The organism is Rhodosalinus sp. 5P4 (assembly GCF_041365695.1).
GTDB lineage: Bacteria > Pseudomonadota > Alphaproteobacteria > Rhodobacterales > Rhodobacteraceae > Rhodosalinus.
Genome location: NZ_JBGFSJ010000001.1, coordinates 141,121 through 154,703, shown reverse-complemented (window position 1 = coordinate 154,703; position 13,583 = coordinate 141,121). Strand labels below are relative to the sequence as shown.

At 68.4% G+C, this 13,583-nt stretch carries 10 protein-coding genes; 4 read left to right on the top strand and 6 right to left on the bottom strand.

From position 1 onward, the window contains the following. The first annotated feature begins 42 nt into the window (after positions 1–42). From AB6A69_RS00730 to AB6A69_RS00715, 4 genes are all read left to right on the top strand, one after another. Positions 43–726, top strand: coding sequence for a type 1 glutamine amidotransferase (locus tag AB6A69_RS00730; RefSeq protein ID WP_371059258.1), 684 nt, complete (start codon positions 43–45; stop codon positions 724–726). Continuing rightward, positions 723–2,081, top strand: a complete 1,359-nt coding sequence (locus AB6A69_RS00725) for a glutamine synthetase family protein (RefSeq protein ID WP_371059257.1) — start codon at positions 723–725, stop codon at positions 2,079–2,081. The genes AB6A69_RS00730 and AB6A69_RS00725 overlap by 4 nt, the downstream gene beginning before the upstream one ends. A 28-nt stretch (positions 2,082–2,109) precedes the next feature. Beyond that, positions 2,110–3,420 carry an NAD(P)/FAD-dependent oxidoreductase gene (locus AB6A69_RS00720; RefSeq protein WP_371059256.1) on the top strand — a complete coding sequence of 437 codons (1,311 nt, stop codon included), beginning with the start codon at positions 2,110–2,112 and terminating at the stop codon, positions 3,418–3,420. 193 nt (positions 3,421–3,613) lie between these two features. Next, entirely contained in the window at positions 3,614–5,089 is a 1,476-nt protein-coding gene (locus AB6A69_RS00715) for a DEAD/DEAH box helicase (protein ID WP_371059255.1), read from the top strand. 194 nt (positions 5,090–5,283) lie between these two features. Here AB6A69_RS00715 and AB6A69_RS00710 read toward each other — a convergent pair whose 3' ends face one another. Genes AB6A69_RS00710 through nuoL form a run of 6 tightly spaced genes read right to left on the bottom strand, consistent with a single transcriptional unit; the run spans position 5,284 to position 13,580 of the window. Further along, positions 5,284–6,954, bottom strand: a complete 1,671-nt coding sequence (locus AB6A69_RS00710) for a ribonuclease J (RefSeq protein WP_371059254.1) — start codon at positions 6,952–6,954, stop codon at positions 5,284–5,286. Next, the gene (locus AB6A69_RS00705; protein WP_371059253.1) at positions 6,951–7,733 is read right to left on the bottom strand and encodes a type III pantothenate kinase; all 783 of its coding nucleotides are present in this window, start codon (positions 7,731–7,733) and stop codon (positions 6,951–6,953) included. Before AB6A69_RS00705 ends, AB6A69_RS00710 begins: the two co-directional genes overlap by 4 nt. Positions 7,734–7,738: 5 nt before the next feature. Continuing rightward, complete coding sequence (locus AB6A69_RS00700) at positions 7,739–8,506, bottom strand: biotin--[acetyl-CoA-carboxylase] ligase (protein ID WP_371059252.1); 768 nt, start codon at positions 8,504–8,506, stop codon at positions 7,739–7,741. Next, positions 8,496–9,938: an NADH-quinone oxidoreductase subunit NuoN gene (gene nuoN / locus AB6A69_RS00695; protein WP_371054751.1), complete on the bottom strand. Its 1,443-nt coding sequence runs from the start codon at positions 9,936–9,938 to the stop codon at positions 8,496–8,498. The genes AB6A69_RS00700 and nuoN overlap by 11 nt, the downstream gene beginning before the upstream one ends. 13 nt (positions 9,939–9,951) lie before the next feature. After that, positions 9,952–11,496 carry an NADH-quinone oxidoreductase subunit M gene (locus AB6A69_RS00690; protein WP_371036646.1) on the bottom strand — a complete coding sequence of 515 codons (1,545 nt, stop codon included), beginning with the start codon at positions 11,494–11,496 and terminating at the stop codon, positions 9,952–9,954. After that, positions 11,496–13,580: an NADH-quinone oxidoreductase subunit L gene (gene nuoL, locus AB6A69_RS00685; protein ID WP_371059251.1), complete on the bottom strand. Its 2,085-nt coding sequence runs from the start codon at positions 13,578–13,580 to the stop codon at positions 11,496–11,498. The genes AB6A69_RS00690 and nuoL overlap by 1 nt, the downstream gene beginning before the upstream one ends. Positions 13,581–13,583: the final 3 nt, after the last annotated feature.

The window sequence follows — 13,583 nt, the reverse complement described above, 5'->3', positions numbered from 1 at the left end:
TCGGGGCAGTCGCTAGTTTTTGGCACGTCAAACGGTGATTTCATGAAGATCGGCATCCTCCAGACCGGCCGCGCGCCGGCGGACATCCGGCCCGAGACGGGCGACTACCCGGACATGTTCGAGCATCTCCTCGCGGGCCGGGGCTTCGACTTCGAAACCTGGGTGGTCGAGGACGGCGCCTTCCCCGACGGCCCCGGGGCTGCCGACGGCTGGCTCATCACGGGCTCGCGCCACGGGGCCTACGAGGATCATGACTGGATTCCCCCGCTCGAGGCGCTCATCCGCGAGATCCGCGCGGCCGGCAAGCCGCTCGTCGGCATCTGCTTCGGCCATCAGATCATCGCGCAGGCGCTTGGCGGCAGGGTCGAGAAATTCGCGGGCGGCTGGACCGTGGGCCGAACGGTCTACGACTGGCAGGGCGCCCCCGTGGCGCTGAACGCCTGGCACCAGGACCAGATCGTCGCGTTGCCGGAGGGGGCGGAGGTGATCGCCTCCAACCCCTTCTGCGCCTACGCCGCGCTCGTCTGGCCCGGAGAGATCTTCACCGTCCAGCCGCACCCGGAATTCGGCGCGCAGGTGATCGACGGCCTCATCCGCACCCGCGGCAAGGGCGTGGTGCCCGAAGACCAGCTCGACGCGGCGCGGGACGCGCTGCCCGCCCCGACCGACAACGCCAAACTCGGCCAGATGATCGCGCGGTTCTTCCGCGAAAGGAGCCTCGAATGAGCGACTGGAGCGACAGCCTTCCCGAGGCCGCGCGCCTCTACCTCGAGGGCCGCCGCCTCGACGAGGTCGAGTGCATCATCGCCGACATTCCCGGCATCGCCCGCGGCAAGGCGGTCCCCGCCTCGAAGTTCGCCCGGCAGCTCAGTTTCCACCTGCCCAATTCGATCTTCTTCCAGACCATCACCGGGGACTGGGCCGAGGCCGCGGGCGACGAGGGCTATGTCGAGCCCGACATGATCCTGAAGCCCGACATGTCCACGGCAACCGCCGCGCCCTGGACCGGCGACTGGACGCTCCAGGTGATCCACGACGCCTTCGACCGCGCCGGAGCGCCGATCCCCTACGCGCCGCGCAACGTGCTCAAGCGGGTGGTGCAGCTTTACCGCGACCAGGGCTGGGAACCGGTGATCGCGCCGGAGATGGAGTTCTTCCTCGTCGCGCGCAACGTGGACCCGGCCAAGCCGATCGAGGCGATGATGGGCCGCACCGGGCGCCCGGCGGCCGCGCGCCAGGCCTATTCCATGAGCGCGGTGGACGAATACGGCCCCGTGATCGACGACATCTACGACTTCGCCGAGGCGCAGGGCTTCGAGATCGACGGCATCACCCAGGAAGGCGGCGCGGGCCAGGTGGAGATCAACCTGCGCCACGGCGATCCGGTGAAGCTGGCCGACGAGGTGTTCTACTTCAAGCGGCTGATCCGCGAGGCGGCGCTGCGCCACGACTGCTTCGCAACCTTCATGGCCAAGCCCATCGAGGACGAGCCCGGCAGCGCCATGCATATCCATCACTCGGTGATCGACACTGGCACCGGGCGGAACCTCTTCGCCGGCCCCCAGGGCGGGGAAACGGACGCGTTCTTCAACTTCCTTGGCGGGCTGCAAAAGCACCTGCCCTCGGCGATCGCGATCTTCGCGCCTTACGTCAACAGCTACCGCCGATACGTCAAGGACCACGCCGCCCCCATCAATCTCGAATGGGGCCGCGACAACCGCACCACGGGCCTGCGCATCCCGATTTCCGAGCCGCAGGCGCGGCGCGTGGAAAACCGCCTCGCCGGCATGGACTGCAATCCGTATCTGGGGATCGCCGCCTCTCTGGCGGCCGGATATATCGGCCTCGTGAACGAGGACTGGCCGTCCAAGCAGTTCCGCGGCGACGCCTACGAGGGCGAGGGGGACATCCCGCGCGTTCTCGGCGATGCGCTCGACCTCTTCGACGAGGCCGAGGCGCTGCGCGAGGTGCTGGGCCCGGAGTTCTGCCGCGTCTATTCCGTCGTCAAGCGCACCGAGTACGAGGAATTCCTGCAGGTGATCAGCCCGTGGGAGCGGGAGCATCTCCTGCTCAACGTGTGACGATACCGCGCAAGGAGCGCGCCCTGGCATGACGAACCTGCTTTACGCCAATGACCGGCCGGGCCGCTATCCCGCGAGCTGGTATGCCGCGACGGTGGAGACGCCGGCGCCTCGCGCGCCGCTGCGCGAGGAGATCCGTGCCGATGTGTGCATCGTGGGCGCGGGCTTCACCGGGCTCTCGGCCGCGCTCCATCTGGCCGAACGCGGCCACGACGTCGTGGTGCTGGAGGCGCACCGCGCGGGCTTCGGCGCGTCGGGGCGCAACGGCGGGCAGCTGGGCAGCGGCCAGCGGGTCGGCCAGGCGGAGCTGACCCGGCTTCTGGGCGCCGAGGCGGCGGACAGGCTCTGGGCGCTCGGCCAGGACGCCAAGGCCCTCGTGAAGGACCTCACCGCACGCCACGGCATCGACTGCCATCTCAAGCCGGGCGTGGCCCACATGGCCTATTCCGACGCCGAGCGGCGGGAGCTGCACGAGGAGGCCGAGACGCTGCAACATCGCTACGGCTACGCGGAGATCGAAGCGCTCGACGCCGAGGCCGGCCACGCGCTCTGCCCCTCGCCGCGCTATCGCGGCGGCACCCTCGACATGGGCGCGGGCCACCTGCATCCGCTGGCTTTCGCGTTGGGCCTCGCCCGCGCGGCAGAGGCTGCCGGCGCGCGCATCCACGAGACGACCCGCGTCGCGGAGATCGACGACAGCGGCGCGCGCCCCGTCCTGCGGACCGAGGAGGGCCGTGTCGAGGCCGAGCACGTGATCCTGGCCTGCAACGGCTATCTCGGCGGGCTGAACCGGCAGGTCGCGGCGCGCGTCATGCCGATCAACAACTTCGTCGCGGCCACCGAGCCGCTGGGCGCGCGGACGGCCCAGGTGCTCACCCGGGACGTCGCCGTCGCGGACACCAAGTTCGTGGTGAACTACTTCCGGCTGAGCCATGACGGGCGGCTTCTCTTCGGCGGGGGCGAAAGCTACGGCTACCGCTTCCCGCGCGATATCGCCGCGCTGGTGCGCCGGCCGATGGCGCGGGTCTTTCCGCATCTCGCGGACGTGCCGATCGACTATGCCTGGGGCGGCACGCTCGCGATCACCATGCGGCGGATGCCCTATCTCGCGCGGGTCGGGCGGCAGGTCCTGTCGGCTTCCGGCTACTCGGGGCACGGGGTGGGCAACGCCACGCTGGCCGGCAAGCTTCTGGCGGACGCCGTGGCCGGCGAAAGCGCGGGTTTCGACACCATGGCCTCGGTGCCAGCGCCGGCCTTTCCGGGCGGTACGCTGGTGCGCAGCCCGCTCCTCGTCCTCGCGATGAGCTGGTACGCGCTGCGCGACAGGTTGGGCGTGTGACTGTTGCCCGTTTCGCGACGATCCGGCCCGAAATACCCCCTTCTTCGCGTTGGGAGCGCCGCGGATTGACCCCGGCACGAATTTTCGGGTAGATGCGCCCACACGGGCCGACCTGGCGCGCCGCCTATCATGGGCGTGAGCGCCGCCATACCAGACGCTACGGGCCACGCGTGTCCGTAAACCACGGATGCACATGACAAAGTTTACCGATCTCGACCTCAACCCGAAGGTTCTGAAAGCGATTGAGGAGGCGGGATACGAATCTCCCACCCCGATCCAGGCCGGCGCCATTCCGCCCGCGCTCGAAGGGCGCGACGTTCTGGGCATCGCCCAGACCGGCACCGGCAAGACCGCAAGCTTCACGCTGCCGATGATCACGCTCCTGGCACGGGGCCGCGCACGGGCGCGGATGCCGCGCAGCCTCGTGCTCTGCCCGACGCGCGAGCTTGCCGCGCAGGTCGCCGAGAACTTCGACACCTACGCCAGGCACGTGAAGCTCACCAAGGCGCTGCTGATCGGCGGCGTCAGCTTCAAGGAACAGGACGCGCTGATCGACAAGGGCGTCGACGTGCTGATCGCGACGCCGGGGCGGCTTCTCGATCATTTCGAGCGCGGCAAGCTGCTTCTCACGGGCGTTCAGATCATGGTGGTGGACGAGGCCGACCGCATGCTCGACATGGGGTTCATCCCCGACATCGAGCGCATCTTCAGCCTGACGCCGTTCACGCGGCAGACCTTCTTCTTCTCGGCCACCATGGCGCCCGAGATCGAGCGGATCACCAAGACCTTCCTGCAGGCCCCCGCCCGCATCGAGGTGGCGCGGCAGGCCACGGCATCGGAAACGATCGCGCAGGGCGTGGCGATGTTCAAGCCGTCGCGGCGCGACCGCGAGGCCTCGGAAAAGCGGCGGCTGCTGCGCGACCTGATCGACCGCGAGGGCGCGGCGTGCAAGAACGCGATCATCTTCTGCAACCGCAAGATCGACGTCGACATGCTCGCCAAGTCGCTGAAGAAGTACGGCTACGACGCCGCGCCGATCCACGGCGACCTGGACCAGTCCCAGCGCACGAAGACGCTGGATGCCTTCCGGTCGGGCGAATTGCGCTTTCTCGTGGCTTCCGATGTCGCCGCGCGCGGCCTCGACATCCCTGCCGTCAGCCACGTCTTCAACTACGACGTGCCATCGCACGCGGAAGATTACGTCCACCGGATCGGGCGCACCGGGCGGGCCGGACGCGAAGGCAAGGCGCTGACCATCTGCGGGCCCAAGGACGACAAGAACCTCGAGGACATCGAGAAACTCTTGCAAAAGGAAATCCCGCGCGTGGACAGCCCCTCTGGCGCCGCCCCGGCCGAGGCGGCCGAGGAACGGCCCGCCGCCCCCGACGCGGAGGAGCCGGACAAGGAGCGTCCGCGCCGCGGACGCCGTGGCGGACGGCGCACCAAGCAGGAAGACACGCCGCCCGCCGCGGAGAAGGCCGCCGTTTCCGCAGCTTCCGAGGCCACGGACGAGCCCGCCGCCGAAGCGCCCGAGCGCGAGCCCGCACCGCGCAAGGCGCCCGCGCGCGCGCGCGACACGTCGCGCGGCAAGGGCCCGGCCGTGGTAGGAATGGGCGATCACCTGCCCTCTTTCATCGCGATGAGCTTCGAGGAACGGCTGAGCGGCTGACCCGCGTCCGCGGAGCGCCTCCGCGAAGGCCCCGCCCGCCGACCCGATGCGGTTCTCGCGCCGTGCGGATGACGCGCACGGCGTGCGCAAGGGCGCGCCATTTCGCGCGATCGCGCACACGGACACGCCCCTGCCAGGGACACCCCCGCCGCCCGGGCGCCGGGCCCGCCGCGCAAGCGATGGCCCGGCGGCGCTCAGCTCAGGCGGCTGATCACCACCGTCACCTCGGGCTTCTTGCCGATCTCGTTCAGGGCGCTCTGGCGCACCACGCGGCGCATGCCTTCCTCGAGCTTGTCGTCGTCGGCGCGGACCTTCCGCGCCGCGCGCCCGATGAACTGCGAAAGATCCTCTTCCAGAACGTCGGTCAGCGGCGCGTCCGAGCGGCCCGTCCCGGCAAGGCCCATCAGGTCGCACCACGGATCGCCCACGGGCTCGTCGTCCTCGTCGAGGATCACGGTCACGATCACGTGGCCGTTCAGCGCCATCCGGATGCGGTCACGCACGATCCCGTCGAGCGCGCCGACCTGCACCGCGCCGTCGAGATAGGTGCGCCCGGTCTCGACATAGTCGCAGACCGCCGGCGCCTCGCCGGTGAGATCCAGCATGGTCCCGTTGACGGCGATGGCCGCCTCGATGCCCTTGGCCTTCGCGATCTTCACATGCTCGCGCAGCATCCGGTGCTCGCCATGCATCGGGATCACCATCTGCGGCCGCATCAGCGCATGCATCGCTTCGAGATCGGGGCGGTTCGCGTGGCCCGAGACGTGGTAGCGGTCCGTGGCGTCGTCGACCACGTCCACGCCCAGCTCCGAAAGCTGGTTGATCACGCGCAGGACACCCCGCTCGTTTCCGGGGATCGTGCGCGACGAGAACAGGAACGTGTCGCCGGCCTTGAGCTCGAGCCCCTGATAGGCGCCGCCCCGGGCGAGCTGCGCCGAGGCGGCGCGCCGCTCGCCCTGGCTGCCGGTGACGATCACCATCAGGTTCTCGCGCGGAACGCGGGCGGCGTCCTCGGGGCTGATCACCGGCGGGAACCCCTTCAGCACGCCGGTCTGAACCGACGCCTCGACCATGCGCTTCATCGAGCGCCCGATCAGGCAGATCGACCGTCCGGCACGCTGGCCCGCCTCGGCCAGCGTCTTCAGCCGCGCCACGTTCGAGGCGAAGGTCGTCGCCATGAACATGCCCGAGGCGCCGCCCACCAGCGCCTCGATCGCAGGGCCGAGCGTGGACTCCGACCGGCCGGGATGCTGCGTGAAGACATTCGTCGAGTCGCACATCAACGCACGGACCCCGGGCTTCGCCGCCTCGGCCCAGGCCTCGTCGTCGAAGGCATCACCCACCACCGGGTCGCGATCGATCTTGAAATCCGCGGTATGCACGACGCGCCCCGCGGGCGTGTCGATCACCAGCGCCGAGCTTTCCGGGATCGAATGCGAGACGGGCAGAAAGCCCACGCGGAAGGGCCCCGCCTCGGTCATGTCGGGCATCGGCTCGACCACCTTGACCACGCGCTCGGGCTGGCCGTGCTCTTCCATCTTGCCGCGCGCGATCTCGGCGGTGAAGCTGCGCGCATAGACCGGCGCACCAAGCCGCGACCACAGATGACCGAGCGCGCCCACATGGTCCTCGTGCGCGTGGGTGATGAAGATCGCCTCCAGCCGGTCGCGGCGCGCCTCGAGCCAGGCGATGTCGGGAAAGATCAGGTCGACCCCGGGGCTCGTGTCCATGTCGGGGAAGGTCACGCCGAGGTCCACGAGGATAAGCCGCTCCTTGTTCTTCGGTCCGTAGCCGAAGACATAGGCGTTCATCCCGACCTCGCCGGCACCGCCGAGGGGAAGATAGATCAGTCGGTCGCTGCTCATGGCGTCGCTCCGTTCTTCTTGTTGTAGGCGTGGACCACGGCAAGGCCGTGCATCGTCAGATCGTCGTCGAAAGTGTCGAAAAGGGTTTCGGCCTGCTGGAAGAGCGGCGCGAGCCCGCCCGTGGAGATGACCTTCATCGGCCGGTCGCGTTCTGCCTTGATGCGGGTGCAGATCTCGCGGATCAGCCCGACATAGCCCCAGAAGATCCCCGATTGCATGCAGGCCACGGTGTTGGTGCCCACGACCCGCTGCGGCCGCGAGATGTCCACATGCGGCAGGGCGGCCGCGGCCTCGTGCAGCGCGGCGAGCGAGAGGTTAACCCCGGGCGCGATCACCCCGCCGACATAGGCGCCGTCGCCATCGACGACGTCGAAGGTCGTCGCGGTGCCGAAGTCCACCACGATCAGGTCGCCGCCGTAACGGTCGAAGCCCGCGACGGTGTTGACCAGCCGGTCGGGCCCCACCTGCGTGCCCGGATCGACCCGGATATCGACGGGCAACAAACAGTCGGGCCGGCCGACGACCAGCGGCCGCGTGTTGAAATAGCGGTCCGACAGGACGCGAAGGTTGAACACCACCCGCGGCACGGTCGAGGACACGATCACGTCGGTGATCGCGGTCTCGATCTTCTGAAAGGATTTGAGCGTGGACAGCCAGACGTAGTATTCATCCGCCGTGCGCTGGTGCTGGGTCGCCATGCGCCAGCTGGCGACGAACCGCTCCCCGTCCCAGATCGAGAAGACGGTGTTGGTGTTGCCGCAATCGACCGCGAGTAGCATCGCCCTCAGACCCCCTCGGGAAAGTAGACATCCGCGGCGGCGATGGCCTCGCGCCCGCGCGGCGTTCGCAGGATGAGGTTGCCCGCCTCGTCCACCGTCTCGAACGTGCCCGTGACCTCGCGCGGGCCGATCCGCGCGGTCAGCGGCTGGCCGATCCGTGCGGCCCGGTCGAGCCAGGCGGTACGGATCGGCGCGAAGCCGAAGGTGGCGAACTGCCCCTCGCGCATGTCGAAGGCGCTTGCGAGATGGTCGAGGAACGCCTCGGGCGGCACCGCCGCGCCGGTCTCGTGCAGAAGCGCCACGGGCCGGAGCGCCCCCTGTTCCAGCCGTTCCGGCTCGGGGGCATGGCGCAGATTGACGCCGACGCCGATGGCGAGCGCGCCGCCCGGCAGGCTTTCGAGCAGGATGCCGGCCAGCTTGCCCCCGTTGAGCAGCACGTCGTTGGGCCATTTGAGCCCCAGCCCCTCGGGCCGCGCGCCGAGAACCGCGACCGTGTCGTAAAGCGCGAGCGCGGCCACGAAGGACCGCAACGCGGCGCGGCGCGGGTCATCCTCGCGCAGCACGAGCGTCGCGGCGAAATTGCCCGGCGGATCGGCCCAGGCGCGGCCGCGCCGTCCGCGCCCGGCGGTCTGGCGATGCGCCATGATCCACGCGGGCCGCGAAAGGGAGGGCGCGCGCGCGCGCGCCTCGGTCATGGTGGAGGGCGCTTCGTCGAGGACGATCCGGTCATAGGCGGCAGGCCAGCCCTGCGGCTGGTGCGCGTCAGTTGACAAGCGCCGCCGCGGCGGCGGCCGCCGCGCCCTCGATCCCGAACAGGTTGACGATGCCGACGAGCATGGCCACCGCGGAGGCCATCAGCATCCCCCAGAGCACCGGGCCGCCCCCTGCCTCGAGCGGCTCGGCACGCTCCTCGCCGAAATACATGTAGTAGACGATGCGCAGGTAGTAGAACGCACCGATGACGGAGGCCACGACGCCCGCCACGGCCAGCCAGACGAGCCCGCCCTCATAGGCCGCGCGCAGCACGTAGAGCTTGCCGAAGAAGCCCAGAAGCGGCGGAACCCCCGCGAGGCTGAAAAGGAGGACCAGCATCGCGAAGGCGCGCCCCGGTTCGACGCGCGAGAACATGTGGAGCGAACCGATATCCGTCACTGGCTGGCCGTCCCTCTCCATCGAGAGGATGAACGCGAAGGTTCCGACACTCATCGCGACGTAGATCGCCATGTAGACGAGCATGGCCTGCACGCCGAAGGCCGTTCCGGCGGCAAGGCCCATGAGCGCGTAGCCCATATGCGCGATGGAGGAATAGGCCATCAGCCGCTTGATGTTGGTCTGGCCGATCGCGGCGATCCCGCCCAGGAACATCGACAGCAGCGACAGGAGCGCGATGACCTGCTGCCAGTCCGCCACGATCCCGCCGAACGCGTCGTGCAGCACCCGCGCGAAAAGCGCCATGGCGGCGATCTTGGGCGCGGTGGACAGGAACGCCGTCACGGGCGTGGGCGCCCCCTCGTAGACGTCGGGCGTCCACATGTGGAACGGCACGGCGGAAACCTTGAAGGCCAGCCCGCACGCCACGAGCACGAGGCCGATCAGAAGCCCCAGATCGGCCCGCCCCTCGCCCGCGGCCTCGATCACGCCGGTGAAGAGCGTGGTGCCGGCATAGCCGTAGGTGAGCGAGGCGCCGTAGAGCAGCAGGCCGGAGGACAGCGCGCCCAGCATAAAGTATTTCAGCCCCGCCTCGGTCGACTTCGCGCTGTCGCGGCGCATCGCGGCGACGACGTAAAGCGCGAGCGATTGCAGCTCCAGCCCCATGTAGAGCGCCATCAGGTCTCCGGCGGACACCATCACCATCATGCCGACCACGGCAAGCGCGACGAGAAGCGGAAACTCGAACCGCAACAAGCCTCGCCGCTCCATGTAGTCTTGGCTGATCGCGAGCACCGCCGCGGCGGACAAGAGGATCGCGACCTTGGCGAACCGCGCGAAGCCGTCGTCGACGAACATTCCGCCGAAGGCGATTTGCACGCCCTCGCCGCGCAGACCGATCCAGGCGGCAAGCACGACGAAGATCGCGGCGGTGCCCCAGGTCAGCGATGGCGCGATGCGGTCCTTGCCGGTGTAGGCCGCGGCCACGAGCGCGCCCAGCGCGTAAACCGACAGCAGGAGCTCTGGCAGAAGGATGTTGAGATCGGCCTGGATCATCAGGGGCTCCCGTTCATTCGGCGCGCGCGACCATGCCGGTCGCCGCATGCTCCGCCAGGGCGGTTTGATAATCGGACACCAGCGCGCCGACCGACGGGCCGATGATGTCGGTCACGAGCGCGGGATAGACGCCCAGCAGCAGCGTCATGACCACGAGCGGCGCGAAGATCGCCCTCTCGCGCCGGTCCATGTCGGCGATGGACCGGAGCGACGCCTTGATGAGGTCGCCGAAGACGACGCGCCGGTAGAGCCAGAGCGCATACGCGGCCGAGAGGATCACGCCGGTGGCCGCGACGGCAGTGACCCAGGTATTGACCTGAAACGCGCCCGTCAGCGTCAGGAACTCGCCCACGAAGCCCGAGGTGCCGGGCAGGCCGACATTGGCCATGGTGAACAGCATGAAGACCGCGGCATAGGCGGGCATCCGGTGCACGAGACCGCCATAGGCTTCGATCTCGCGCGTGTGCATCCGGTCGTAGATGACCCCCACGCAGAGGAAGAGCGCGCCCGAGATGAAGCCGTGGCTGATCATCTGGAAGATCGCGCCGTCCACGCCCTGCTGGTTGGCCGCGAAGATGCCCATCGTCACGAAGCCCATATGCGCCACCGAGGAGTAGGCGATCAGCTTCTTCATGTCCTCCTGCGCGAGCGCCACCAGCGAGGTGTAGACGATCGCGATCGCGCTCATCCACAGCACCAGCGGCGTCATCACCTCGGCCCCGACCGGGAACATCGGCAGGCTGAAGCGCAGGAAACCGTAGCCGCCCATCTTCAGCAGGATCGCGGCGAGCACCACGGATCCGGCCGTGGGCGCCTGCACATGCGCGTCGGGCAGCCAGGTGTGCACCGGCCACATCGGCATCTTCACCGCGAAGGACGCGAAGAAGGCCAGGAACATCAGCGTCTGCGCGCCGCCGATCACCTGGATGCCCAGAAGGCTGAAGCTGTCCGTGCCGAAGCGGTGGTTCAGCAGCGCCGGGATGTCCGACGTGCCCGCATCGACATACATCGCCACCATGGCCACCAGCATCAGGACCGAGCCGAGGAAGGTGTAGAGGAAGAACTTGAACGCGGCGTAGATACGCGCCTTGCCGCCCCAGATCCCGATGATGAGGAACATCGGAATGAGGCCCGCCTCGAAGAAGAGGTAGAAGAGCACGAGGTCGAGCGCCATGAAGACGCCCAGCATCAGCGTCTCGAGCACGAGGAACGCGACCATGTATTCCTTCACGCGATGCGTGACGCTCCACGACGCGGCGATGGCGAGCGGCATGATGAAGGTGGTCAGCATGACGAAAAGCACGCTGATCCCGTCCACGCCCATCTTGTAGGACAGCCCGAGGATCCACGCGCCCTCCTCCACCATCTGGAAGCCGGTGTCGGACGGGTCGAACTGCGCCAGGATGAAGAGCGACACGAGGAAGGTGGCCGAGGTCGCGATCAGCGCGAGCCACTTGGCGTTGCGCTGCGCGGCCTCGTCGTCGCCCCTGAGGAAGACGAGCAGGATCAGCGCGGCGAGCGCCGGCGTGAAGGTGACGATGGAAAGCAGGTTGTCCATCAGCGCGCCCCCCCGGCGAAGGTGACCCAGGCGATCAGCCCCACGAGGCCCAGAACCATCGCAAGCGCGTAGGTGAAGATGTATCCGGTCTGCGCGCGCCCCGCGAGCCGCGTGAGCCACGGGATCGCTCCCATGGCGATGCCGTTGATGGTGCCGTCGATCACGTCGCCGTCACCGCGCCGCCAGAGCACCCGCGCCGTCGCCCGCATCGGACGCACGAAGACGAAATCGTACACCTCGTCGAAATACCACTTGTTGAGCAGGAAGAGGTAAAGCGGCCGCTGGCTTTGCGCGAGGCGCCCGGGCAGCGCGGGGTTCGCGATGTAGAACCAGTAGGCGACGCCCAGCCCGATCAGCATGGCGAGGAAGGGGCTCGTCTTGACCCATTTCGGCACCTCGTGCGCCTCGTTGATCACGTCGTTGCCGGGCGCGACATAGATCGCGCCCTGCCCCGGTTCGCCGGCGAAGACGTAGTGATGCGCGCCCTTGCCCGCCTCGGCCTCGCCGTGGTCCTCTTCCGCCGCGGCCTCGGCATAGGGCACGCCGAAGAATTTCGCCACGGTGTCGGTGTGCCCGAAGAAGGCGTTGTACCAGATCATGCCCGCCGTCACCGCGCCGAGACCCAGCACGCCGAGCGGCGCGAGCATCACCGTGGGGCTTTCATGGGCGTGCTCGTGGGTGTGCCTGTCGCCGCGCGGCGCGCCCCAGAAGGTCAGGAACATCAGCCGCCAGGAGTAGAAGGAGGTGAAGAGCGCCGAGACCACCAGCAGCCAGAAGGCGGCGCCCCCATCCGTGCCGGCGAAGACGCTTTCCACCACCGCGTCCTTCGACTGGAAGCCGGCAAGGCCGATCGGAATCCCGCCGGCGGTGAAAAGCACCGCCGGCACGCCGACGCCGGTGATGGCGAGTGTGCCCACCAGCATGGCCCAGAAGGTCATCGGCATCTTCCGGCGCAGGCCGCCGTATTTCCGCATGTCCTGCTCGTGGTGCATCCCGTGGATCACCGAGCCCGCGCCGAGGAAGAGGAGCGCCTTGAAGAAGGCGTGGGTGAAGAGGTGGAACATCGCCACCGAGTAGGCGCCGACCCCCGCCGCGACGAACATGTAGCCAAGCTGCGAGCAGGTGGAATAGGCGATCACCCGCTTGATGTCGTTCTGGACGAGGCCGACAGAGGCCGCGAAGAAGGCCGTGAAGGCGCCGAGATAGACGATGAAGGTCTGCGCCGAGGGCGCGAATTCCATCACGGGCGACATCCGGCAGACGAGGAAGACCCCCGCCGTCACCATCGTGGCGGCATGGATCAGCGCCGAGACGGGCGTCGGGCCTTCCATGGCGTCGGGCAGCCAGGTGTGCAGGATGAGTTGCGCCGACTTGCCCATCGCACCCACGAAAAGCAGGAAGGCCACGAGTTCGGCCGCGTTCCAGGATCCCCATAGGAAGGTGACCTGCGTCTCGGCGATCTGCGGCGCGGCCTCGAAGATGTCCTGAAGCTGGATGGAATCCACCAGGAAGAACAGCGCGAAGATCCCGAGCGCGAAGCCGAAATCGCCGACGCGGTTCACGATGAACGCCTTCATCGCGGCCGCGTTCGCCGAGGGCTTGCGGTAGTAGAAGCCGATCAGCAGGTAGGAGGCGAGGCCCACGCCCTCCCAGCCGAAGAACATCTGCGCGAGGTTGTCGGCCGTCACCAGCATCAGCATGGCGAAGGTGAAGAAGGAGAGATAGGCGAAGAAGCGCGCCTTGTAGTGCTCTCCCTCGCGGAAGTTCTCGTCATGCGCCATGTAGCCGAAGCTGTAGAGGTGCACGAGCGCCGAGACCGTGGTGATCACGATCAGCATGACCGCCGTCAGCCGGTCGAGCCGGATCGCCCAGTCCGTGGCGAGCGTCCCGCTCTCGATCCAGCGCAGGATCTGGATCTGCTGGGTTTCCCCGTCGAAGGACAGGAAAACGATCCACGACAGAAGGCAGGAGAGGGCCAGAAGTCCGGTCGCGATCCACTGCGCCGCGGTCTCGCCGGTCAGCCGCCAGCCGAAACCCGCGACGAGCGCGCCCACGAGCGGGGCGAAAAGCAGGATCGTCTCCATCGT

Bases quoted from the DNA above. Each gene is read 5' to 3' on its own strand.
- AB6A69_RS00725 (WP_371059257.1), top strand. From the start codon at position 723: ATGAGCGACTGGAGCGACAGCCTTCCCGAGGCCGCGCGCCTCTACCTC.
- nuoL (WP_371059251.1), bottom strand. From the start codon at position 13,580: ATGGAGACGATCCTGCTTTTCGCCCCGCTCGTGGGCGCGCTCGTCGCG.
- AB6A69_RS00730 (WP_371059258.1), top strand. From the start codon at position 43: ATGAAGATCGGCATCCTCCAGACCGGCCGCGCGCCGGCGGACATCCGG.
- AB6A69_RS00705 (WP_371059253.1), bottom strand. From the start codon at position 7,733: ATGCTACTCGCGGTCGATTGCGGCAACACCAACACCGTCTTCTCGATC.
- AB6A69_RS00715 (WP_371059255.1), top strand. From the start codon at position 3,614: ATGACAAAGTTTACCGATCTCGACCTCAACCCGAAGGTTCTGAAAGCG.
- AB6A69_RS00720 (WP_371059256.1), top strand. From the start codon at position 2,110: ATGACGAACCTGCTTTACGCCAATGACCGGCCGGGCCGCTATCCCGCG.
- nuoN (WP_371054751.1), bottom strand. From the start codon at position 9,938: ATGATCCAGGCCGATCTCAACATCCTTCTGCCAGAGCTCCTGCTGTCG.
- AB6A69_RS00710 (WP_371059254.1), bottom strand. From the start codon at position 6,954: ATGAGCAGCGACCGACTGATCTATCTTCCCCTCGGCGGTGCCGGCGAG.
- AB6A69_RS00690 (WP_371036646.1), bottom strand. From the start codon at position 11,496: ATGGACAACCTGCTTTCCATCGTCACCTTCACGCCGGCGCTCGCCGCG.